Origin of the sequence: Rhodococcus sp. IEGM 1370 (assembly GCF_033142325.1) — a bacterium.
Classification (GTDB): Bacteria; Actinomycetota; Actinomycetes; order Mycobacteriales; family Mycobacteriaceae; genus Rhodococcoides.
The window spans coordinates 110,154-132,145 of the sequence record NZ_JAWLRY010000002.1 but is presented as its reverse complement, the minus strand read 5'-3'; the positions used below and the strand labels follow the sequence as shown (position 1 = coordinate 132,145).

General features: G+C 66.2%; 22 protein-coding genes. 7 read left to right on the top strand and 15 right to left on the bottom strand.

Annotated elements, in window-relative coordinates; all coding sequences use genetic code 11:
- Positions 1-3: 3 nt before the first annotated feature.
- The 8 genes from R4P47_RS03810 to R4P47_RS03775 form a co-directional block, all read right to left on the bottom strand.
- Positions 4-669: a dTMP kinase gene (locus R4P47_RS03810; protein WP_149405449.1), complete on the bottom strand. Its 666-nt coding sequence runs from the start codon at positions 667-669 to the stop codon at positions 4-6.
- A gap of 11 nt (positions 670-680) precedes the next feature.
- Positions 681-2,165: an adenosylhomocysteinase gene (gene ahcY / locus R4P47_RS03805; RefSeq protein WP_149405448.1), complete on the bottom strand. Its 1,485-nt coding sequence runs from the start codon at positions 2,163-2,165 to the stop codon at positions 681-683.
- A 124-nt stretch (positions 2,166-2,289) separates the two neighbouring features.
- Positions 2,290-3,393, bottom strand: coding sequence for an alkane 1-monooxygenase (locus tag R4P47_RS03800; protein ID WP_149405447.1), 1,104 nt, complete (start codon positions 3,391-3,393; stop codon positions 2,290-2,292).
- A 269-nt stretch (positions 3,394-3,662) separates the two neighbouring features.
- Positions 3,663-5,180: an amino acid permease gene (locus R4P47_RS03795; RefSeq protein ID WP_149405446.1), complete on the bottom strand. Its 1,518-nt coding sequence runs from the start codon at positions 5,178-5,180 to the stop codon at positions 3,663-3,665.
- Between the two features lie 159 nt (positions 5,181-5,339).
- Complete coding sequence (gene manA / locus R4P47_RS03790; RefSeq protein WP_094642319.1) at positions 5,340-6,569, bottom strand: mannose-6-phosphate isomerase, class I; 1,230 nt, start codon at positions 6,567-6,569, stop codon at positions 5,340-5,342.
- Entirely contained in the window at positions 6,569-7,711 is a 1,143-nt protein-coding gene (locus tag R4P47_RS03785; RefSeq protein ID WP_068045700.1) for a tobH protein, read from the bottom strand. Before R4P47_RS03785 ends, manA begins: the two co-directional genes overlap by 1 nt.
- A 72-nt stretch (positions 7,712-7,783) precedes the next feature.
- The gene (locus R4P47_RS03780) at positions 7,784-9,166 is read right to left on the bottom strand and encodes a phosphomannomutase/phosphoglucomutase (protein WP_149405445.1); all 1,383 of its coding nucleotides are present in this window, start codon (positions 9,164-9,166) and stop codon (positions 7,784-7,786) included.
- 196 nt (positions 9,167-9,362) lie between these two features.
- Positions 9,363-9,773, bottom strand: coding sequence for a DUF3499 domain-containing protein (locus tag R4P47_RS03775; RefSeq protein WP_176460497.1), 411 nt, complete (start codon positions 9,771-9,773; stop codon positions 9,363-9,365).
- A gap of 72 nt (positions 9,774-9,845) precedes the next feature.
- Between R4P47_RS03775 and R4P47_RS03770 the strand changes: the two genes are divergently transcribed.
- On the top strand, positions 9,846-10,325 hold the full coding sequence (locus R4P47_RS03770; RefSeq protein ID WP_094642321.1) for a metallopeptidase family protein: 480 nt from the start codon (positions 9,846-9,848) through the stop codon (positions 10,323-10,325).
- A gap of 42 nt (positions 10,326-10,367) precedes the next feature.
- On the opposite strand, the gene R4P47_RS03765 is transcribed toward R4P47_RS03770, so the two are convergent.
- Entirely contained in the window at positions 10,368-10,601 is a 234-nt protein-coding gene (locus R4P47_RS03765) for a WhiB family transcriptional regulator (protein WP_027496498.1), read from the bottom strand.
- Between the two features lie 732 nt (positions 10,602-11,333).
- On the opposite strand from R4P47_RS03765, the gene cofD reads away from it, so the two are divergent.
- The 3 genes from cofD to R4P47_RS03750 all read left to right on the top strand — a co-directional run bounded on the left by cofD (position 11,334) and on the right by R4P47_RS03750 (position 14,252).
- A complete protein-coding gene (gene cofD, locus R4P47_RS03760) occupies positions 11,334-12,308 on the top strand; it encodes a 2-phospho-L-lactate transferase (RefSeq protein ID WP_149405444.1) in 975 nt (324 codons plus the stop codon).
- The gene (locus tag R4P47_RS03755) at positions 12,305-13,684 is read left to right on the top strand and encodes a coenzyme F420-0:L-glutamate ligase (protein WP_068045708.1); all 1,380 of its coding nucleotides are present in this window, start codon (positions 12,305-12,307) and stop codon (positions 13,682-13,684) included. The genes cofD and R4P47_RS03755 overlap by 4 nt, the downstream gene beginning before the upstream one ends.
- A 106-nt stretch (positions 13,685-13,790) precedes the next feature.
- The gene (locus R4P47_RS03750; protein WP_149405634.1) at positions 13,791-14,252 is read left to right on the top strand and encodes an NUDIX hydrolase; all 462 of its coding nucleotides are present in this window, start codon (positions 13,791-13,793) and stop codon (positions 14,250-14,252) included.
- Positions 14,253-14,264: 12 nt separating this feature from the next.
- Here R4P47_RS03750 and R4P47_RS03745 read toward each other — a convergent pair whose 3' ends face one another.
- Genes R4P47_RS03745 through rfbD form a run of 3 tightly spaced genes read right to left on the bottom strand, consistent with a single transcriptional unit; the run spans position 14,265 to position 17,149 of the window.
- Positions 14,265-15,359 carry a sugar phosphate nucleotidyltransferase gene (locus tag R4P47_RS03745; protein ID WP_068045714.1) on the bottom strand — a complete coding sequence of 365 codons (1,095 nt, stop codon included), beginning with the start codon at positions 15,357-15,359 and terminating at the stop codon, positions 14,265-14,267.
- The gene (locus R4P47_RS03740; RefSeq protein ID WP_149405443.1) at positions 15,349-16,260 is read right to left on the bottom strand and encodes a glycosyltransferase family 2 protein; all 912 of its coding nucleotides are present in this window, start codon (positions 16,258-16,260) and stop codon (positions 15,349-15,351) included. The genes R4P47_RS03745 and R4P47_RS03740 overlap by 11 nt, the downstream gene beginning before the upstream one ends.
- Positions 16,261-16,294: 34 nt before the next feature.
- Positions 16,295-17,149 carry a dTDP-4-dehydrorhamnose reductase gene (gene rfbD / locus R4P47_RS03735; RefSeq protein ID WP_149405442.1) on the bottom strand — a complete coding sequence of 285 codons (855 nt, stop codon included), beginning with the start codon at positions 17,147-17,149 and terminating at the stop codon, positions 16,295-16,297.
- A gap of 161 nt (positions 17,150-17,310) precedes the next feature.
- Between rfbD and R4P47_RS03730 the strand changes: the two genes are divergently transcribed.
- Genes R4P47_RS03730 through R4P47_RS03720 form a run of 3 tightly spaced genes read left to right on the top strand, consistent with a single transcriptional unit; the run spans position 17,311 to position 19,828 of the window.
- On the top strand, positions 17,311-17,634 hold the full coding sequence (locus R4P47_RS03730) for a hypothetical protein (RefSeq protein ID WP_149405441.1): 324 nt from the start codon (positions 17,311-17,313) through the stop codon (positions 17,632-17,634).
- On the top strand, positions 17,607-19,031 hold the full coding sequence (locus tag R4P47_RS03725) for an LCP family protein (protein ID WP_149405440.1): 1,425 nt from the start codon (positions 17,607-17,609) through the stop codon (positions 19,029-19,031). The genes R4P47_RS03730 and R4P47_RS03725 overlap by 28 nt, the downstream gene beginning before the upstream one ends.
- Positions 19,032-19,087: 56 nt before the next feature.
- Complete coding sequence (locus R4P47_RS03720) at positions 19,088-19,828, top strand: TIGR03089 family protein (protein WP_149405439.1); 741 nt, start codon at positions 19,088-19,090, stop codon at positions 19,826-19,828.
- Here the strand turns inward: R4P47_RS03720 and R4P47_RS03715 are convergent.
- The 3 genes from R4P47_RS03715 to R4P47_RS03705 are packed head-to-tail and all read right to left on the bottom strand — an operon-like array spanning position 19,816 to position 21,915.
- Positions 19,816-20,205 carry a hypothetical protein gene (locus R4P47_RS03715; protein WP_255183293.1) on the bottom strand — a complete coding sequence of 130 codons (390 nt, stop codon included), beginning with the start codon at positions 20,203-20,205 and terminating at the stop codon, positions 19,816-19,818. The genes R4P47_RS03720 and R4P47_RS03715 overlap by 13 nt on opposite strands.
- Positions 20,202-20,720, bottom strand: coding sequence for a 5-(carboxyamino)imidazole ribonucleotide mutase (gene purE / locus R4P47_RS03710; RefSeq protein WP_149405438.1), 519 nt, complete (start codon positions 20,718-20,720; stop codon positions 20,202-20,204). The genes R4P47_RS03715 and purE overlap by 4 nt, the downstream gene beginning before the upstream one ends.
- A complete protein-coding gene (locus R4P47_RS03705) occupies positions 20,713-21,915 on the bottom strand; it encodes a 5-(carboxyamino)imidazole ribonucleotide synthase (RefSeq protein ID WP_410482227.1) in 1,203 nt (400 codons plus the stop codon). The genes purE and R4P47_RS03705 overlap by 8 nt, the downstream gene beginning before the upstream one ends.
- Positions 21,916-21,992 lie beyond the last annotated feature (77 nt).

Genomic DNA, 21,992 nt, shown 5'->3' with positions numbered 1-21,992 from the left:
GTCCTATGGTGTCACTTTCCGAACGCCTGATGGCTGATTGAACATGTCGGCGGCGAGTCGATCGGGATCGACGTCGGCGGTGACGACTCGCCACGGTGACACCCAGTGCGAGGCCGCGAGCCTGCCGTACGCAGCCGAGGTTCGGCTCTGCAGTGAGCCGTCCCTCTCGTAGGCGTCCCGGGTTCGAGCGACGTCCGCACTCTCACGGGCCGCCGCACGCTCGGCGGCGAGCGCCACCGGGACGTCGAGGAGAATCTGGACATCGGGAACGGGCACTGCGAATCGATCGAATTCGAGCGACCTGATCCATTCGACGGCCTCGCCGTCCACGGACTGCTCCAGCCGAGCCGCGGTGTAGGCGGCATTGGATGCCACGTACCGATCGAGGAGAACGATGTCGTTGTCCGAGAGCAACTTTCGGATCTCGTCGCCCGCGTCCCGGCGATCGAGCGCGAACATCAGAGCCATCGCGTGCACGCTGCCCGCGGTGTCACCGTGCTCGCCGTGCAACGCCTCGGCCGCCAGATCGGCGTGCACCGACCGGCCGTACCGGGGAAACCCGATGCGCTCGACCGACAGGCCCTCACGTTGCCACGCCGAAACGAGCCGACGGGCGAGCGTGTTCTTGCCCGCTCCGTCGACTCCTTCGATGACGAACAGTTTTCCCACTGACGGTGCGGTCAGTAGCGGTAGTGCTCGGGCTTGTACGGGCCCTCGACGTCGACGCCGATGTACTCGGCCTGCTCCTTGGTGAGCTTGGTGATCGAGCCACCGAGCGCTTCGACGTGGATGCGCGCGACCTTCTCGTCCAAGTGCTTGGGCAGGCGGTAGACCTCGTTGTCGTACTCGTCCGGCTTGGTCCACAGTTCGATCTGAGCGATGACCTGGTTGGAGAAGCTGTTGCTCATGACGAACGACGGGTGGCCCGTGGCGTTGCCGAGATTGAGCAGACGGCCCTCGGACAGCACGATGATCGAGTGCCCGTCCTTGAACTGGTACTCGTCGACCTGCGGCTTGATGTTGATCCGCGTGACATCGGGGGCCTTCTCCAGACCGGCCATGTCGATCTCGTTGTCGAAGTGGCCGATGTTGCCCAGAATGGCCTGGTGCTTCATCTTGCGCATGTGCTCGAACGTGATGATCGACAGGTTGCCCGTCGAGGTGATCACGATGTCGGCCTGCTCGATGAACTCCTCGACCGTGCGCACGTCGAAGCCGTCCATGAGCGCCTGCAGGGCGTTGATCGGGTCGGCCTCGGTGACGGTCACACGTGCACCCTGGCCCTTGAGCGCCTCGGCGCAGCCCTTGCCCACGTCGCCGTAGCCACAGACCAGAACGGCCTTGCCACCGATGAGGACGTCGGTGCCGCGGTTGATGCCGTCGATCAGCGAGTGGCGGGTGCCGTACTTGTTGTCGAACTTGCTCTTGGTGACGGAGTCGTTGACGTTGATGGCGGGGAACGTGAGCTCACCCGCAGCTGCGAACTGGTACAGCCGCAGCACGCCGGTGGTGGTCTCCTCGGTGACGCCCTGCACGGACGCGGCAACCTCGGTCCACTTGGACTTCGATGCCTCGAGCGAACGACGCAGCAGGCCGAGGAACACCTTGTACTCGTCCGAATCGTGATCGTCGTCGGTCGGCGGAACCACGCCTGCCTTCTCGAACTGCGCGCCGCGCAGTACCAGCATCGTTGCGTCGCCGCCGTCGTCGAGAATCATGTTGGCGGGCTGATCGGGCCAGGTGAGCATCTGCTCCGCCGCCCACCAGTACTCTTCGAGGCTCTCGCCCTTCCACGCGAACACCGGGACGCCCTTGGGCTCCTCGACGGTGCCGTACGGGCCGACGACGACGGCCGCTGCTGCGTGATCCTGGGTGGAGAAGATGTTGCACGACGCCCACCGCACCTCGGCTCCGAGCGCAACCAACGTCTCGATCAGCACCGCGGTCTGCACGGTCATGTGCAGCGATCCCGAAACTCGCGCTCCCTTGAGCGGCTGTACGTCGGCGTATTCGCGACGCAGCGCGATCAGACCGGGCATCTCGTGCTCGGCGAGCCGAATTTCCTTGCGGCCGAATTCCGCGAGGGACAGGTCCGCGACCTTGAAGTCGATTCCACCGCGGTGTTCCACGGTGAGTGCCGATCCTGACGTAACTGAGGTCGTCATCTTGCCTCTCCTGTTGACTGAGTGTCTGCCGTCCAGGCTATCGGGTCCGCACGCTTCGGGCTCCGACTGCCCGGAAGTGCAGAGGTGGAGCCTGTCGCCTGCGACCGATTGTCGAGAACCCGCGCTATCCGTTTCGTCCGGCTCGCGCCAGGATTCGAGCCCGTTTGCGGGGCAGGATGTTCGCTCGGGTGATATCTCCCTGGTAGTGCGCCAGTACCCGCGGATCCATGACCCGACGCCACAGCGGCGGAATTGCGGCGAGCATCACCATCGAGGCGTAGCCGGCAGGGAGCTGCGGAGCCTCGTCGCAGGAGAGCAGGGTCTGGTAGCGCTTGCCCGGATTGGCGTGGTGGTCACTGTGTCGCTGCAAGTGGTACAGGAATATGTTGGTGCAGATCCTGTCGCTGTTCCAGCTGTGGCGGGGCGAGCACCGAACGTATCTGCCGCGATCGTTGGTTTCCCGGAGCAGGGCGTAGTGCTCCACGTAGTTCACCATCTCGAGCAGCACGAATCCGACGACGGCCTGCAACAGCAGGTACGGCGCGATGGACCAGCCGAACACGATCAACAGCGCGCCGAACAGCACCAGGCTGAGCAGCCACGTGTGCAGCAGGGCATTGGTCGGGCTTGCGACCGAGCGGCCTTTGCGCCGAAGTCGCTGCGACTCGAGCTTCCATGCGGAGCCGAGGCCCAGAATCGTGCTCCGCGGCACGAAGCTCCACACGCTCTCGCCCAGTCGTGCGCTCGCGGGGTCGTCGGGCGTCGCCACTCGAACGTGGTGTCCGCGATTGTGTTCGACGAAGAAGTGCCCGTACAGCGTCTGAGACAGGGCGATCTTGGCCAGCCACCGCTCGTGCTGCTCGATGCGGTGGCCCAGTTCGTGGGCCGCGTTGATGCCGGTACCTGCCACCAGACCGACTGTGACCGCGAGGCCGATCTTGTCCACCACGCTCAGATCGCCGTACGCCCACATCCAGCAGGCGACGAAGAGCCCGACGAACTGAACGGGCAGGAAGAGGTACGTACACCACCGGTAGTACCGGTCGTTCTGCAGCTTTTCACTGGCCGAAGCGTCCGGATTGTGCCCGTCCTCGCCTGCGATCACGTCGATCACCGGAATGATCACGAAGAACACCAGCACGCCGCTCCACCAGAACAGCGGCATGCCCGTCCAGTAGACCAACTGCGACGGCAGCAATGCCGACGCCGGCGCCAGTAGCCCCAGCATCCATAGATATCGTTTGTTGTCCTGCCAGCGAACCGACCGCTCACTGGCCTTCGAATCCCGCCCCCCGAAAGCGACACCCGAACCCTCCAACGAAGGAATTCGGCCGTCCACACTCACTGTTGCAACACCCTCTCATCGAACTTTTTGAGTCCTCCAAGTCTGTTTTCGAGGGTATAACATTCCAGCGGTTTGATGTGACGCTATCTAAATTGAGCGGAAAGTTCCTGGTCGGAACGTGAGTCGGTGCATCCGCGTCGCCGATGCCGGGGTCAGCTCCCCGACCTGTCGGTACGAGCCTTCTCGGCTTCCCGCAGTCCCATCACCGAGTGCCGCCTGCTGTACACGACGTAGATGACGACACCGGCAGCCATCCAGACCAGGAAGCGCAGCCATGTTTCGACCGACAGGTTCAGCATCAACCACAGGCACGCGAGGACCGCGAGGATCGGCACCAGGGGAACCCAGGGAACGCGGAAACCACGCTCGAGGTCGGGTCGAGTTCGGCGTAGTACCAGAACCCCGGCAGAGACCAGCACGAACGCGAACAGCGTGCCGATGTTCACCATCTCCTCCAGCGTGCCGAGCGGAACGAAAGCGGCGAGCAGGCCGACGATGACACCGACCAGAATCGTCGTTCGGACCGGCGTGCCCTTCTTTCCGGTGTGTGCCAATGCACGCGGCACCAGTCCGTCTCGCGACATCGCGAACAGCACCCGGGTCTGCCCGAGCATCAACACCATCACCACGGTCGTCAGACCGGCGAGTGCGCCGAACGAGATGATGTTCTTGGCCCAGGTCAGTCCGTTGAGCTCGAATGCGGTCGCCAGCGTGGAACTGTCACCGGCCAGATCCGTGTACTTGACCATCCCGGTCAGAACCAGAGTGACGGCCACGTACAGCACGGTGACGATCGCGAGCGACCCGAGGATTCCGCGGGGAAGTGCCTTCTGCGGTTCCTTGGTCTCTTCGGCGGTCGTCGCCACCACGTCGAATCCGATGAATGCGAAGAACACCAGGGACGCCGCGGCCAGCAGTCCGTACCAACCAAATGTGCTGCCTCCCGCGCCGGTGACGTACGAGAGCAGAGATTGATGCAGTCCCTCGCCCGTGGATCCCGGTTCCGACGGCGGAATGTAGGGGTCATAGTTGGCGACCTTGATGTAGAAGGCTCCGAGTACGACGACGAACAGCACGACGATCACCTTGATCGCAGTGATGACCAGCGACACCCGCGAGGACAACTTGGTGCCCGATGCGATGAGCACCGTCAGGACCACCACGATCAGCAGTGCGCCCCAATCGAAGTTCAGTGAACCGATCTCGAGCACCGGAGCGGCCGTACCGAGCAGATCGCCCAGGTAAAGCGACCACGCCTTCGCCACCACCGCGGCTGCGAGGCCGAACTCGAGGATGAGATCCCAGCCGATGATCCAGGCGATGAACTCACCGAACGCCGCGTACGAGAACGTGTACGCGCTTCCGGCCACGGGCACCGTCGACGCGAACTCCGCGTAACACAGCGCCGCGAGGCCGCAGGCGATGGCCGCGAGCACGAAGGCCAACGACACTGCCGGTCCCGCAACGTTTCCGGCGGTCCGCGCGGTCAGGGTGAAGATGCCGGCACCGACGGCGACGGCGACACCGAACACGGTCAGATCCCAGGATCCGAGTTCTTTCCGGAGCTTGGTGTCCGGTTCGTCGGTGTCCTGGATCGACTGCTCGATCGATTTGGTCCGGAACCAACCCGTCGTGCGTGGGGTCTTCGCGGGCCGGTCTGCTCTGGTCATCGGGTCTCCGTATCGCCACTTCACATCTGTCGACGGATCACCGAACTCATCCGTCACTTCGATTCACTGTGGCATCAGACTATTGCCTCCGGGCGGACCGTTCGCACAATTACGCAGTCCGAAACCGCAAGCGGCGCAACGATGACCGAATTGCCCGATCTACACGCGTCCGACGGAAGCCACGAAGACCTCGGCCTCGCCCGACTCGGCGGTCACGGTGACGGATTCGTCGGCAGCGGGTATCCAGGCAGAGCTGCCCTGCGGCACCGTCAGCCCGAACTGGGTGCCCTTCGTGGCGGCCACGACGGTGCCACTCGTGCACAGCAGGATTCTCGGGCCGGAGCCGGGCACGGCGACCGTCTCCCCCGCCGCCACCGCAGTCCGGCTCAGCGCGAATTCGGGTGCAGGCGTGGAATACAGGTAGGTCGGTCGATCGTCGGCACCCGGGGTGATGGGCGAAAGATCGGCCGGCTCGAAATCCAACACGCGCAGCAGTTCCGGGACATCGACATGCTTGGGTGTCAGTCCGCCGCGCAGCACGTTGTCGGAGTTCGCCATGATCTCCACACCCGTCCCGCGCAGATACGCGTGCAGGTTTCCGGCGTCGAGGTACAGGCCCTGGCCAGGTGTCAATGTCACCCGATTGAGCAGCAGCGCCGCGAGCACTCCGGCGTCACCGGGATACGACTCCCCCAGCTCGAGCAGAGTTCTGGCCTCGGCGGCGAATCGTCCACCGTCCGAGCGTGCGGGACCGGAAAGATAGTCGATGCACCCCTGGGCGACCGCAGGCAGAATGTCGTCCAATGCCTGCCCCGGCAACGTGATCCACGAGGTGAACACCGTGCGCAGACCGGAAGCATCGGGCTGAGCGGCCAGCAGGGTTCGATACCCGCCCAAGGCGGGGACGGCCAACGCGTCGAGCAGTTCGACGGTGTCGGTGGGCCGCCGGAAACCCGCCAACGCCTCGAACTCCGTGAGGGCGACGATCAGTTCGGGCTTGTGGTTCGGATCCCGGTAGTTCCGTACCGGTGAATCGATGGGTACACCCGCGGCATTCTCGCGAGCGAAGCCTTCACGGGCCTGAGCACTGCTGGGATGCGCCTGCAGAGACAACGGCTCTTCTGCGGCAAGCAGTTTCAGCAGATACGGCAGGCGCGACTCGAAGTGCTGCGCGGAGCCGCCCAGGTGAGTGCCCGGATCTCCGTCGATCAGCGTGAGCAGTGGCGTACTGCCGCCCTCGTGCACCACGTGCGCGGAGTCGGCCGGGTGAGCTCCGAGCCAGATCTCGGCCTCGGGATGATCGGACGGCACCGGCCGGCCTTGAATTCGAGCCAGTGCCGTTCGCGAACCCCATGCGTAGGACCGAACCGCGCCTCGCAAGAGCTGCACTAGCTACCGCCCATCAACAGCAGATACGCGGCAGTGGTGTCCAACCGCGTCGCCAACACGGACATCGTGTCGAGCACCGAGAGTCTATCCGGATCCGGTGCCGGTGCGGGGTTGTCGAATTCGGATCTCGCGCGGTCGCCGCCGAACAGCGCTTCACTCGAATCGGCGAGCAACAACTCCGATTCCGGAACACCGGCAATTCGTCGTTCGGTCATCGCCCGATCGGCGTCCGAGGCCACCACGACGACGCGCATCGGCAGCGCCGGTGGCGGCCCGTCGAGCTGCTCGTCGTGAAAGAACGAGTCGAATGTCTGTGGTGTGCGCGACGATTCGACAACCGACGCCCGGATGGACGCGGCAATGACGTCGCCCAACTCCCCCGCACCGACGACGACACCCGCCACCCGCAGCAGCACCTCGCTGCCGTGCCGAGCCACCTCGACTGCGGCGGGACTGGCCCCGGTCAGCACCACACGCCGACCGTTCAACCCACTTGCGAGGGCCTTGGCCGGATTGTGGAACATCTCGTTGGACGGGCTGTTTCGTACTGCTTCCGCGTCGAGCAGGTCCGCAAGTCGAGACAAATTGGGCAGCAACGTCTTCCACGATCCGCCGGCAACCGCCCCGAGTACGGCCACGAAGGCCGCGAGGTAGCGCATCAGAGCATTGTGGTCACGGACTGCGATTCGCGGCGGAAGCCACATGACTCTGGCTCCCCGGACGGCGCGCAACGGCCCCTCCTCCGGGGCGACCACGACGACTTCGGCCCCACGCCGGGCTGCCGCGTCCACCGACTCGGCCAGTCGCGGATCCCCGGCGTCGTCGCCCGCCACCACCACCACGTCGAGAGGGCCGATCCACGGCGGGGTTCCGGTGCTTCGGACCAGGGGCACCCCCAGGCGATCACCGAGCGCGGCGACGAGCAGTGACGCCGCCCGGCTGCTCCGCCCGTCGCCGGTCACGATCACCACGCTTCGGGGACGCAGATCGGCCAACCGCTCCAGGACCGACTCGTCGACCGCGGTCGCGACGGCGCGCACCTGCGCGCCCGCCAGCGCTGCGCTGCGCAAGGAGCCCTCACGATCGGCTGCGATGAGTGCATCCGAATCGTCGAGATCGACCAGAGACGACACTGCCGTCATGGCTGCGACACCTCCCCTTACATCACCCTGCGCGAAACCGCTGTATACCCACTCATGAACCCTCGGTAACCACTATTCCAGTCCGGCGCGAACGATGCTCAATATCTCTGTCGAAAGCGCATCGACGTCCGCTTCGGTGCGTGCTTCGACGTTCAGCCGGAGCAGCGGTTCGGTGTTCGAGGCCCGGAGGTTGAACCAGGCACCGTCGGCCAGATCGACCGTCACCCCATCGAGTCGGTCGATGCCGGCAGTCCGATCGGCGAATGCCGCCAGGACCGCCTCGGTGCGTTCGGCGGCGTCGTCGACGGTCGAGTTGATCTCGCCCGATGCACTGTAGGCCTCGTAGCTGGCCATCATTTCCGACAGCGGACGGTCCTGTGCCCCCAGTGCGGCGAGAACGTGCAGCGCGGCGAGCATGCCCGAGTCTGCACCCCAGAAGTCACGGAAGTAGTAGTGCGCGGAGTGCTCGCCGCCGAAGATCGCCCCGGTGTCGGCCATCTGTTGCTTGATGAAGGAGTGCCCCACTCGGGTACGAACCGGTGTGCCACCGAGCTCGGTGACCAATTCCGGAACCGCGCGTGAGGTGATCAGATTGTGGATGACCACCGCGCCCGGTTCCTTGGCCAGTTCCCGCTCGGCCACCAGGCAGGTGACTGCGGACGGCGAGACCGGGTCGCCCTTCTCGTCGACGACGAAGCACCGATCCGCGTCGCCGTCGAAGGCGAGTCCGATATCGGCACCGGTCTCGACGACGAAACGTTGGAGATCCACCAGGTTCGCCGGATCGAGCGGATTGGCCTCGTGATTGGGAAAGCTGCCGTCGAGCTCGAAGAACAGCGGCTCGATCGTCACCGGCAACGGCCCGAACACCGCGGGCACCGTGTGACCGCCCATTCCGTTTCCGGCGTCGACGGCGATCTTCATGGATCCGATTCCCGACAGATCGACCAGGTCTCGGACGAACTGCGCGTATTCGTCGAGCACATCTCGCGATGTCGCTGTTCCGGACGGCCCGTCGAACTCCGGTACCCCGTCCACCAATTCGGCTTTGACCGTGGCCAGGCCGGTGTCCTGACCCACCGGCTTGGCACCGGCGCGGCAGAGCTTGATCCCGTTGTACTTCGCCGGATTGTGACTGGCGGTGAACATCGCTCCCGGGCAATCGAGCATGCCGGAGGCGAAGTAGAGCTGGTCCGTCGACGCCAGCCCGATGTGCACCACGTCGAGGCCCTGAGCGGTGACGCCGTCGGCGAACGCCCGTGACAGTGCGGGCGAGGAATCACGCATGTCGTGGCCGATGACGACCGAGCGCGCGGCCCCTACCTCGTCGCGAACCAGTCGCGCGAACGATGCACCGACGTCACGCACGAACGCCTCGTCGATCTGTTCACCTACGACGCCACGGACGTCGTATGCCTTGATGACGGCGTTGACGGACTCTGCGGTTCGGGCCACGAAGATTCTCCTGGTGATCGTTCTTGACGACGCCGCACATCGGCGTCGGAAATCGAGCGTCGGTAGCGGTGCGATCCACACCGAGTATCGGCATACCGCAGCTGTCCGTTTCGGTCCTGCTCGTCGAACCTTGCCAGACGGCAGACGGACCGGCCAGTCGGACCGGCGCACACCACACTCGGTGTGCTCGGGCTGCTCAGGACGTGGGGTCGGGAAGAACTCGAAGGTGCCCGCGCCTGCCCGTTCGGACGGCCGGAGCGGATCGGCGTTCGGTGTCGGACGGCCGTGAGCTCGAGCGGTCGGAGCTCTCGCGGTCCTCGGACCGGACGCGATCGCCGCGGCCGGCCTCGCGGACGGCCTCGGCCAGAGCCGTCAGGTCGTCCTCGTCGGGGCTCGACGTCGAGTAGCCGCCTTCGTAACGCACCAGTTCCCAGCCCTTGGGAGCGGTGGTGGTCGACGCATGTACCTCGCACAGATCCCAGGAATGCGGTTCGTCGACTGTGGCCAGCGGCCCGACGACCGCGGTGGAATCGGAGTAGACGTATGTGAGCGTCGCAACGGCAGAACGGTTGCAACCAGGCCTGCAGCAGCCACGCAGTGATCTCACGAGTGCAGAGTATCCGGTGGGTGCAACCGACCGAACGACCGACACACCGGACGAGCGCGATAACCTCCCCCTATGCCTCGATTCTCATCCGCGCGCAGGATCACCTCTCGGTCCGTGGCCCGGCACGGACGCGGCGTCCGCGGACCGGTTCTGCCCGAGGACATCCCGGCCAGGCGCTCACGAGCGGAGAAGTTCGACCGGCTGGTGCTCGAAGCGTTCGCGCGGATCGATCATCGATGGCACGAGAAGCTCTCGAAGCTCGACATCGCCGTGGACGAGGTACCCAAGATCAGGGCGTTGGACCCGGAATCGGTGACGTGGCCACCCGAGGTGGTGGCAGAGGGTCCGGTACCGCTCTCGCGACTGGTACCAGCAGGCATCGACAAGCGCGGAGAGACGACACGCGCCAGGGTGGTGCTGTTCCGGCGGCCGCTCGAGCGGCGGGCGAAGCACCCGGAGGACTTGGAAGACCTGTTGTTCGAGGTTCTCGTGGAGCAAGTGGCCACGTACCTCGGCATCGACCCCGACGAGGTCGACCCGGCCGGGGTATGAACGATCCGTGCGGTTCCGATCACCGAGACCGAACGAAACCGCTCAGCCGATTCCGCGCTTGAGCCTGCGACGCTCGCGCTCGGACAACCCGCCCCAGATACCGAACCGCTCGTCGTTGGCGAGCGCGTACTCGAGGCACTCGTCCTTGACCTCACAGCCGAGGCAGATGCGCTTCGCCTCGCGGGTGGAGCCACCCTTCTCCGGGAAGAAGGCCTCGGGATCGGTCTGCGCACACAGAGCGCGCTCCTGCCACTGATCCTCGATCTCCTCGAACATCTCGTCGAAACCCGCGACGAGACTGAGGAACGGCTTGGCCGGGGGAACCGACTCGGCGACGAACGGCATCGAGTCGACGTCGGAATCGGAATCGAGTTCTGTGTCGGAATCCGAGTCCAGTTCGGCGTCGACGACATCGACGTCGTTGTCGGACTCGTCCGTTCGGCCGACGTACGCAGAACCCGCGTCGATCGAGACGCTCGAATCTGCGCCTATGCCGGACTCGGTTTGCGGCGCGTCGTCGACAGCGCTGAGATGTGCAGTGGGTCCGCCCCGCTGATCACGTGTCACGTGCTGGTCATACATCGCTTCCGCCTCCTCACCTGTGGTAGCGCAGATACTTTCGGTCCTCGTGTTCTCGAATACCTTGCCCCGCGCCGGTATTCGATCGAGCTGGTCCAACGTGCCGATCCGACTCTCGACCTCTACTCGACGTCCAGTCAGGGACGAACAGGAAGGGAACGAGTGTTCGAAACCAGGTTCGCTGCAATCGAACTCGTGTTGCGAACACCGAATGACATACCTGTGATTAGACACGTCCAGGTGTGTCGCGGTCAAGCCGATCGCACAAATCCAATACCATCACATGCCCGAAATCGGCGCTCTCCCCGGATCGAAGCCCGTCCCGTGCGTGTCGCATCGGTTCTCCCGGTCACAAACGGTCCCCGCGGACGTCGGCCCACGGGTGGGCGCTCACCCCGCACCACCGCAACCCCATTAGGCTCGCGTGTTGTGAAAGTTACTGTTCTGGTCGGTGGCGTCGGTGGCGCTCGGTTTCTGCAGGGTCTGAAAACCTTGTTCGGCGACGAGCCCGAGCACGAGATCACCGCCGTGGTCAACGTCGGTGACGACGTGTGGATGCACGGTCTTCGCATCTGCCCGGATCTCGACACGTGCATGTACACCCTCGGCGGAGGAATCGACACCGAGCGAGGCTGGGGGCGCATCGCGGAGACCTGGAACGCTCGGGACGAGTTGGCGGCCTACGGTGCCGATCCCGACTGGTTCGGACTCGGCGACCGTGACATCGCCACACACCTGATCCGCAGTCGTATGCTGCGCACCGGCTTTCCGCTGTCCGCCGTCACCGAAGCGCTGTGCAACCGTTGGCAACCCGGAGTTCGGCTCCTGCCAGTCACCGACGACCGCTCCGAGACCCACGTCGTCGTCACCGATCCGGACGACCCGGCCGGGGAGCAGCAGCGCGCAATTCACTTCCAGGAGTGGTGGGTTCGGTACCGCGCGCAGATCCCGACCCACAGCTTCGCCAACATCGGAGCCGAACAGGCAACTCCGGCACCGGGAGTCGTCGAAGCGATCGCCGAGGCCGACGCCGTCGTCCTCGCTCCGTCCAACCCGGTGGTGAGCGTCGGTGCGATCCTCGCAGTACCGGGTATCCGCGGGGCGCTTCGCACGACGACCGCCAAGGTGGTCGGCCTCTCCCCCGTCGTCGACGGTAAGCCGTTGCGCGGCATGGCCGACGAGTGCCTGTCCGTCATCGGAGTGGAGACCACGGCGCAGGCGGTGGGCCGCCACTACGGAAGCCGAAGCGGTACCGGCATTCTCGACGCATGGCTGGTGCACACCACCGATACGGCGGTCGTCGACGGGGTGGACGTGCAGTCGGTTCCGTTGCTGATGACCGACCCAGAGACCACTGCGGCGATGGCCCGAACCGCTCTGCGCGCAGCCGGACTCGACCTGTGACCGACACTCGCGATACCGACTCGCTCCGGTCGGCACCCGAGGATCACGCTCCGGGCGGCTCGATCGAGATACTGCCGGTGACCGGCCTCCCCGAGTTCCGGCCGGGCGACGATCTGGCCGCGACCGTTGCGGACCGAGCGCCGTGGTTGCGTGACGGAGACATCCTGATCGTCACCAGCAAGATCATCTCGAAGGTCGAGGGCCGTCTGGTGCAGGCACCTCGCGATGCGGACGAGCGAGATGCCGCCCGCAGAGTCCTCGTGGAACAGGAAGCCGTGCGCATCGTCGCACGCAAGGGCCGAACCCTCATCACCGAGAACCGACTCGGCATCGTGCAGGCCGCGTCGGGAATCGACGGCTCCAACGTCGACGGAGGCGAACTGGCGCTGCTGCCCGAGAACCCCGACGCCAGTGCCGCCGCGCTCCGCACTGCGCTCGGCGCGCTACTGGGGGTGACGGTCGCCGTGGTCGTCACCGACACGATGGGACGGGCGTGGCGGATCGGCCAGACCGACGCCGCCATCGGTGCCGCGGGCCTGGGCGTCGTGCATGCGTATGCCGGAGCCGAGGACGGTCAGGGAAACGAGCTCGTGGTCACCGAGGTCGCGATCGCCGACGAGCTCGCGGCCGCAGGCGATCTGGTGAAGGGGAAGCTCGGCGGAGTTCCGATCGCGGTCGTGCGCGGACTGACCCCCGTCGACGACGGTTCCACCGCGGCGACGCTTCTGCGCGGCGGCGAGGACGACCTGTTCTGGCTCGGTACCGCCGAGGCACTCGATCGCGGTCGACGCGAGGCGCTGCTGCGCCGACGCTCGGTGCGCTCGTTCACCGACGAACCGGTCGATCCCGACGCCGTTCGTGCAGCCGTTGCCGATGCACTCACCGCCCCGGCCCCGCACCACACCCGTCCGGTTCGATTCGTCTGGGTCAGAACCCCCGCTGTCCGGCGTCGACTGCTCGAGACGATGCGTGAGCAATGGCGAGCCGACCTGGCCGGCGACGGGCTGAGCGAGGAGCGGATCGCTGCGAGACTGAGCCGCGGCGACATCTTGTTCGACGCCCCGGAAATCGTGATCCCGTTCTGTGTGCCCGACGGCGCGCACTCGTATCCCGACGAGAGGCGTCGAACCGCGGAGGACACGATGTTCACCGTGGCTGTGGGTGCGGCCGTCCAGGGGTTGCTCGTCGCCCTCGCGGTGCGTGAACTGGGCAGCTGCTGGATCGGTTCCACCATCTTCGCCGCCGATACCGTGCGCGCCGAACTCGGCCTGCGCGCGGATTGGAAAGCCATGGGAGCCATCGCAATCGGGCATCCCAGCGAATCGTTGACCGTCCGGGATCCGGTGGTTCCCGGGTCGTCACTGGTGGAGCTCTGACGTGTCGGCGTCGACGCCGCCTCATTCGACTCTGTGGCACTCGGTCGCAACGACACTCGACCGATGGGCACCGTCGGACTCGGGCGAGGAATCGCTGCGGCACACGATGCTGGCGTTTCTCGACAGCAACCCGGACGCCTGCCTGCGGGCCAACGAGGCCGGCCATTTCACCGCGTCCTCGTTGGTGCTCGACACGTCGGGTACCCATGTGTTGCTGACGCTTCATCCGAAGGTCGGTCGGTGGATCCAACTCGGCGGCCACTGCGAACCGTCGGACGAGACGGTTGTCGACGCAGCGCTACGGGAGGCCACCGAGGAATCCGGGATCGCCGATCTGACGGTCGACCCGATCATGCTCTCCGCGCACACGCATCCGATCACCTGCTCGCTCGGTAAGCCGACGCGGCACCTCGACCTGAGGTTCCTGGTCCGGGCCCCGGACGGAGCGCGAGCAGTCCGCAGCGAGGAATCGACGGATCTGCGCTGGTGGCCGGTCGATGCTCTGCCCGACGACGCGGAGCGCGAGACGATCGACCACCTCGTCTCGCTCGCCGCGCGTCGCCGGTAGAGACCGCCTGGGTCAGACGTCGGTGGAGAAGCGGACTCCACCGTCGGGCAACTTGACCCCTGGCCACACGCGTGCGCCCCGGAGCAACTCGCAGCGGGCCCCGATGTCGGCACCGTCGCCGATGACCGCGTCGCGCACCAGCGCGCGGGGTCCGATACGAGCACCGAAGCCGAGAATGGATCGCTCGACGACGGCACCCGCTTCGACGACGGCACCGTCGAACACGACGGCTCCGTCCAGGCGGGCACCCGCCCCGATCTCCGCACCGCGTCCGACGACCGTTCCACCGATCAGCAGTGCGCCCGGTGCCACTCCCGCACTCGGATGTACAAGCGATTCGCCGCGGTCTCCGTGCAGCGCAGGCGACGGCGCGATGCCGCGAACCAGATCGGCCGAGCCCTTGACGAAGTCCTCGGGTGTTCCCATGTCGCGCCAGTACGCACTGTCGACGTGTCCGTAGACCTTCTTGCCCTCGGCGAGCAAGGCCGGGAACACTTCTCGCTCCACCGACACCGGACGGCCGGCCGGAATGGATTCGATGATCTCGCGCTTGAACACGTAGCAACCGGCGTTGATCTGATCGGTCGGCGGATCCTGCGTCTTTTCGAGAAACGCTGTCACTCGGCCGGATTCGTCGGTCGGCACGCAGCCGAACGCGCGCGGGTCGCCGACACGAACCAGGTGCAACGTGACATCGGCATCGGTGTTCCGGTGCGTGTCGAGGACCGCGGTCAGATCGGTGCCGCCCAGGACGTCGCCGTTGAAGACCATGACGTTGTCCGCGCGCAGGCGCGGAAGTACGTTCCTGATGCCGCCACCGGTTCCGAGCGGTTCGGTCTCGAAGACGTACTCGAGGTCGATGCCCATCGAGGATCCGTCCCCGAAATGCTGCTCGAACACTTCGGCTTTGAACGACGTTCCGAGGACGACGTGCTCGATACCCGCGGCCTTGATGCGCGCCAGCAGGTGCGTGAGGAACGGCAGCCCTGCGGTGGGGAGCATCGGCTTGGGTGCCGAGAGTGTCAGCGGCCGGAGCCGAGTTCCCTTGCCGCCGACCAGGATGACTGCGTCGGTACGTGCGGCGACCGATGTGGGACTATCCGGCATGTCCAGCCTCTGTTCTCTCGTCCGATTCTCGTCCGTCAACTGCTCGCGCCCGAAGCGCCGAGGCCACAACGATCTTCGAACGAAGACCGAGACCGCCACGCAGGGCCCATCGTAAGGGAGCCTGCCACGTTCGGTCGTGTCGATCGGCCTGGAAGCGGTACGCACTGGTGTGATGTGCGGGCAACATCACTTCCGGATGCCGTCCTGCCGCATGGCCTTTCGAGTGGGTCACCTCGACGTCGGGAACGTAGACGTTGTGCCAGCCCGCTCTGCCCAGCCGGTCGCCGAGATCCACGTCCTCCATGTACATGAAGTAGCGCGAGTCGAATCCGCCGATGGAATCGAACGCCGAACGCCGCAGCAGCAGACAGGATCCCGACAACCACCCCACCGGCCTCTCGCTGACGGTCTCGTTCTCCTGGCGATACCGCCGAGTCCACGGGTTCGTCGGCCAGAGCTTGCCGAGCACCGCGTGGCCCGCACCGGACGTGAGATCGGGTACCGACCGTGCCGACGGGTACCGCGAGCCGTCCGGCTCGCGAATGAGCGGTCCGAGGGCACCCGCCCGTGGCCACCGCGCCGCTGCGTCGAGCAGACCGTCGAGCGATCCGGGATGCCACCGCACGTCCGGATTGGCCACGACGACGAACTCGACGTCGGGGTCGATCTCGGCCACCGCGCGATTGACCGCTGCGCCGTAGCCGATGTTCGCGCCGGTTCGCAGCAACTCGGCCTCCTCGAACGCGACCTCGGCTGCCTCGGGCGCGCCGTCGACCGAGCCGTTGTCCGCCATGATCACCCGAAGGGGCCGCGTCGTCGCCTCACGTAGAGACGTCAGGAACTGGTCAAGGTATTCGCCGGGTGAATAGGTCACCGTCACCACGGCCAGCTCGGAACTCACGCGGGCAAGACTAGCCCGATCTCGCGTCGAACCCTCATGTCGACTGCGTCAAGGCTGCTGTCAACGCATCCGACCACGGCCGCGCCGGGGTCAGGCCGGCATCGACCCACGCGGTCGGTGAGAGCACCGAGTACGCGGGCCGAGGGGCCGGAACCACGTATTCGGCGCTCGAACACGGCTCGACTCGCTCGGGATCGGCACCGATCCCCGCGAACACCGCGCGTGCGAGGTCGAACCAGCTGGCCTGCCCCGCATTGGTGAAGTGCAGCGTTCGTCCGCGCACAGCAGGGTCGGCTTCGATCTCGAGCAGCCCCGACGCCAGATCCAGGGCGAACGTGGGCGAACCGATCTGATCGTTCACCACGGAGATCGTTTCGCGCTCGCCTTCGAGTCGGCGCATCGTGGTCACGAAATTCTTGCCCGTGTTGTCGTACACCCAGGCGGTCCGCACGACCACGGCCTCGGGCAGCTCCTCGTGCACCGCGAGCTCGCCGGCGAGCTTGGTGCGTCCGTACGCCGACTGCGGTGCGGTCTTCGCATCGACCTCGTACGGTTCGGTTGCTGTGCCGTCGAACACATAATCGGTGGAGACGTGGATCAACCGGGCTCCGACACGCCCGCAGGCGCGCGCGAGATTTCGAGGGCCGTCCGCGTTGACCGCCGACGCCCGGTCCTCGTCGGTCTCGGCGGCATCGACGGCGGTGTAGGCAGCGCAGTTGATCACCGTCGCCCCCGCGCTCACCGCGGCGTTCACGGCGTCGGGGTCGGTGATGTCCAGGTCGGCGGACGAAAATCCGAACACCTCGACTCCGTCACCTCGTTCGGCGGCCAGAGACATCACTCGGCGGCCCAACTGGCCGTGTGCACCGGTCACCACGATCGCATTCACGGTTGCCAAGTGTGGCACGCCGCGTTCGCTTCGGCGAGGCAGCGACCGGTGACAAGTAACCTTCGAACGGCGGGGGGAGAACAACGAAGTAGGCAGGTTTCAGGCCGGCCGGAAACGAGAGAGGGTCGTCACGGTGCCACGAGATCCAGGCACGCCCGGAGGTGAGCGCACTCCCCCGCCGAGGCGGAGCGCTCCCCGGCGATCCGACGATCCCCGAGCGCGCACCTCGGGACGCTCCAGCGAGCGCGAGGGCGCCGCCCACCGATACGTCGACGACGAACACCGCGGAGAACGCCGCACCGGAGAACGCAGACATGGTGCTCCCGGCGAACGCGCGACCAGATCGCGTCGTCCCGATCGGCGAAGCCCTCGCGGTGGCGTCGAGCGACCCGGATCCGGCGGCAGGGGCCCTCGCGTCGGCAGTACCCGATGGCCTGCAACCCACGTCGCGGTCGCAGTGCTCTCGATCCTGGTCCTGCTGGTGACCGGTTTCGCGTGGCGCAGTGTCGACAGCCTGCGCTCCAATATCGCCACCGCGGGTGGTCTCGGTCTCGGCGGAGCCGCCGACGGTGCCGTCGACATTCTGATGGTCGGCACGGACAGTCGTACCGATGCTCACGGCAATGCGTTGTCCCCCGCAGAACTCGCGTCCCTCAACGCCGGCGAAGAGGTGGCGTCCAACACCGACACGATCGTGCTGATCCGCGTTCCGAACGACGGTTCGTCGGCCACCGCGATTTCCATCCCGCGGGACTCGTACGTCGAGGTACCCGGCATCGGCATGTCCAAGATCAACGCCGCGTACGGCGCGACCAAGGAGAACAAGCGACTCGAATTGGTCGAGCAAGGGGTGACGGACGCCGATGCCGAATCCCAGGCCACCGAGGCCGGCCGAGAGGCCCTCATCGATTCCGTCGCCAACCTCACCGGCATCACCGTCGATCACTATGCCGAGGTGGGCTTGCTCGGCTTCGTGCTGCTGACCGACGCCGTCGGCGGTGTCGAGGTGTGCCTGAACAACCCTGTGCAAGAACCACTGTCGGGTGCGAACTTCCCCGCGGGCGAGCAGAATCTCTCCGGTTCGCAGGCTCTGAGTTTCGTCCGACAGCGGCACGATCTTCCGCGCGGAGATCTGGACCGCATCGTGCGCCAGCAGGTGTTCATGGCCTCGCTCGTGCGGAGTGTGCTCAGCGCCAAGACGCTGAGCAACCCTGGCAAACTGGGCCAACTCAGCACCGCGGTGCAGCGATCGGTGACTCTCGATTCCGACTGGGACATTCTGCAGTTCGCCACGCGCCTGCAGGATCTCGCCGGCGGCAAGGTCAAGTTCGAGACAATCCCCGCAGTGGACATCAATGCGACCACCGACTACGGCGAATCGATCGTGCAGGTCGATCCCGCTGCGGTGAAGAAGTACGTCGCAGGCCTGCTCGCCGACGGTAATTCGGCGGAGGCCAACGCCGAGGATTCGGACGCACCGGCTGTCGATCCGTCGACGGTGACCGTCGATGTCGCGAACGACAGCGGTATCGACGGGCTCGCCAACGGTGTCGCCGGTTCGTTGACAGCGTTGGGGTACGTCGACGGCACCATCGGAAATTACGAGGGCGCGTCGATCTCGGCGAGCCGCATCCAGGCTGCCGATGTGGACAGTGATGCCGCACGCGCCGTCTCGGCAGCGCTCGGCGGACTGCAGATCACCGCGGACGACTCGCTGTCGGCAGATACCGTTCGGGTGGTCCTCGCGAACGACTACGCGGGGCCGGGCTCGGGTCAGGCTGCGACGGCGGAAACCGTTGCTCCCGAGTCGGGTACGGCGGTTCCCGAGGCACCGGCTGCTCCGATCGACGCCGGTTCCGTCGGCCCGATGTGCGTCAACTGATCGGCGTTCGCTCACTGTGTGAATCGGAGTCGTCGAGCGTCATCTAGGGTCGTGGGGTGGCTTCGAATCTGACTCAGACCCTGCTCGACCCGATTCTCGCCGCCGATCCGGCCGGTCCGCGCATCACGTTCTACGACGATGCGACCGGTGAGCGGGTCGAGGTGTCGGCGGTGACCCTCGCGAACTGGGCGGCCAAGACCGCCAATCTGTTGCGCGACGAGTTCGGCTTCGAGGTGGGTGGCAGGGTGAGTGTGCTGTTGCCGGCGCACTGGCAGACGGCCGCGGCGCTGCTGGGAATCTGGTGGGCAGGCGGCGAGGTGATCCTCGGGGCCGACGACTCCGCGGACGTCGCGATGGTGTCGGGTGATCGGCTCGACGAGGCTCCCGACACAGAAGAAGTGCTGGCGTTCTCGCTCGACGCCTTCGGCAAGGCGGTCCCCGATCTGCCGATCGGGATGACCGATTACGCGACGTCGGTGCGGGTGCACGGCGATCAGTTCAGGGTCGCGGGTTCCGGGAGCGCGGGTTCCGAGATCGCAGCCGCGGCGCTGGACGGGCGTTCGGTGGACGAGGTTCTCGCCGCCGCTCGTGAGCGAGCCGACACACGGTCCTGGACGGCCTCGGACCGGGTCATGTCCAGCGCGTCCTGGACCACAGCCGACGAGCTGATCGACGGTCTGCTCTCGGTACTCGTCGTGGGGGCGTCACTGGTTCAGGTGGCACATCCGGACGAGGGTAAGTCGCAGCGGCGCGCCGAGACCGAGAAGGTCACCGGCACTTTTGGTCAGCCGGGCTGACGGTAGCCGCCGTCGGCGAGTCCGGCCTCGATCTCGTACTTGTTCGCCGGGCCCCTATGTCGCGCTTCTTCGGCGAGGTAGCGAAACGGGAAGGTGAGCCCGAAGTTCGCCCATTGGTCTGCATGTACGGCCTCGTGTCGCAGTACCCGACGGGCGGTGTTGCCCTTCGTCAGGTAGGCACCGCCGAATGTCGTTCCGCCGCGGCCGAATCCGCCACGCAGACCGGTGCACACGAACAGGGAGAATTCGTCGTCGAAACGCGCCGTACCGCGCCAGAGTCGGGCATAGAACAGCGCCAGCCGCGTCACCAGCATGGACTGCCGACTACCGCGACCGGCGCGCCTGATCTGCTCGCTCCGTGACACGGCTGCGCTCACCCGAGCAGAGCGGTGCGCAGAGCTTTGTCCTTCTCGAGCACCATGGCCTCGAGTGAGGCCTGGAACGCGGACATCCGTTCTTGCAGAGCCGGATCGGACGCACCGAGAATCCGGACCGCGAGCAACCCTGCGTTGCGTGCACCACCGATTGAGACCGTGGCCACAGGGACTCCGGCGGGCATCTGAACGATCGAGAGCAGAGAGTCCATACCGTCGAGGTACTTCAGCGGCACCGGCACTCCGATGACCGGCAACGGCGTCGCCGACGCGACCATGCCGGGCAGGTGGGCCGCTCCCCCGGCCCCGGCGATGATGACGCGGATCCCGCGGCCTGCGGCCTCGCGGGCGTAGTCGAGCATGCGCTGCGGGGTGCGGTGCGCGGATACGACGCCTACCTCGAAGCGAATTCCGAACTCCGCGAGCGCTTCTGCCGCGGCTTCCATCGTCGGCCAGTCGGAGTCGCTGCCCATGATCAGGCCGACTGCAGGGCCTGAGTCGATCGTGTTGTCAGTCATCGTGCGGGTCCCATCCGTCGGTCCATTCGGCGTGCGACATCCAGTGCGCTGCGCGCTCGGCTCGCTCGCGCACCGAGGCCACGTAGGCGGGGTCGGCGAGCGAACCCGACTGCGCGCCCAGGATGTTCACGTGTCCGATCTTGCGATCCTTGCGCTCGCCCTTGCCGTACAGATGCACCTTCGCGTCGGGCATGCGGGCGAACAGGTGATGCAGCCGCTCGTCCATCGTCATCTCGGGGGCCTGCGGCGCGCCCAGAATGTTGGTCATGACCGTCAGCGGAGCGAGTGGATCGGTGTCACCGAGCGGGTAGTCCAGTACTGCACGTAGGTGCTGCTCGAACTGCGAGGTACGGCACCCGTCCATGGTCCAGTGACCGGAGTTGTGGGGTCGCATGGCCAGTTCGTTGACCAGGAGCTTGCCGGAGGTGGTCTCGAACAGTTCGACCGCGAGGTCTCCGACCACGCCCAGCGCACCTGCGATGTCGAGGGCAAGCCTGCCTGCGAACGTGGCCACGTCCTCGTCGAGGTCGGGAGCCGGTGCCAGCACCACCGCGCACTGGCCGTTGCGCTGCACTGTCTGCACCACGGGCCACGCGGCTCCCTGGCCGAACGGTGATCGTGCCACCATCGCCGACAGCTCACGGCGCATGGCCACCTTCTCCTCCACCATGAGCGGTACACCCAGGTCGAGTTGTGCGGTGACGATCTCCTCGGCTTCCTCGGCGTCGGCGGGCATCCACACTCCACGCCCGTCGTAGCCGCCGCGCACTGCCTTGAGCACCACCGGCCAGCCGTGCTCGTCGCCGAACGCGATCGCGTCCTGCGCCCACGAGACCTCCGCGTAGGCGGGACCGGGCGCGCCCAGTTCGGCGAGCTTGCGACGCATGCGCAATTTGTCCTGGGCGAAGATCAACGCGCTCGGCGGCGGTTGTACGTTGACCCCTTCTGCCACGAGAGTCTCCAGGTGCGCGGTGGGCACGTGCTCGTGGTCGAAGGTGAGCGCATTGGAACCGGTCGCGGCAGTGCGCAGCGCATCGAGGTCGTCGTGGTGGCCGAAGACGACGTCGGGGCTGACCTGAGCTGCAGGCTCGTCGGCACCGGCGGCGAGAACACGAAGGGTCTGTCCGAGTTCGATCGCGGACTGGTGAGTCATGCGGGCGAGCTGACCGCCGCCGATCATCGTCACCACGGGCATTCCGGTCGACGACGGGCGCGCAGCAGTGGGGCGCGGTTCGGTACCTGTCACGGCTCACCATGGTGTCATGTCGCACG